The following is a 572-nucleotide window of genomic DNA, read 5'->3' on the forward strand; positions in this document are numbered from 1 at the left end:
GGTCGACGGCGTGCAGCAAGGCTCCATCGAGGCAGCCCATACGGCGCCTTACTATTTCTTCGGCAAGGACGAAACCTTTGCCATCGGCGGCGCCATTCCTTTTGGCCTGAACAGCCGCCAGATGAGCGCCTGGACCTTTGAGGGCAACGGCTTGAAACTGATGCGCGAGTTCTACGCCAAATACAACATGATCAGCTTTCCGTGCGGCAATACCGGCGCGCAAATGGGYGGCTGGTTCCGCAAGGAAATCAAGTCCATTGCCGACATGAAGGGCCTCAAATTCCGCGTCGGCGGTTTTGCCGGCAAGGTCATCGAGCGCCTGGGCGGCGTGCCGCAGAACATTCCCGGCGGCGAGATTTACCAGGYGCTGGAAAAAGGCACCATCGATGCCGCCGAATGGATCGGTCCCTACGATGACCAGAAGCTGGGCTTCAACAAGGTGGCACCCAACTACTACTACCCCGGCTGGTGGGAAGGCGGCCTGCAGCTGGACCTGTACATCAACCAGAAAGCCTACGATGCTTTGTCGCCCGAATACAAGGCGATTGTGGAAGCGGCCAGCGCCGCCGCAC

The 572-nt window shown here is 59.6% G+C and carries 1 protein-coding gene; it reads left to right on the top strand.

The window, feature by feature from the left end:
- A partial coding sequence (locus AC1DWI_RS25875) for a TRAP transporter substrate-binding protein (protein WP_477726289.1) occupies positions 1-572 on the top strand: 572 nt, incomplete at both ends.

It is taken from the genome of Polaromonas sp. P3_C2 (assembly GCF_056402675.1).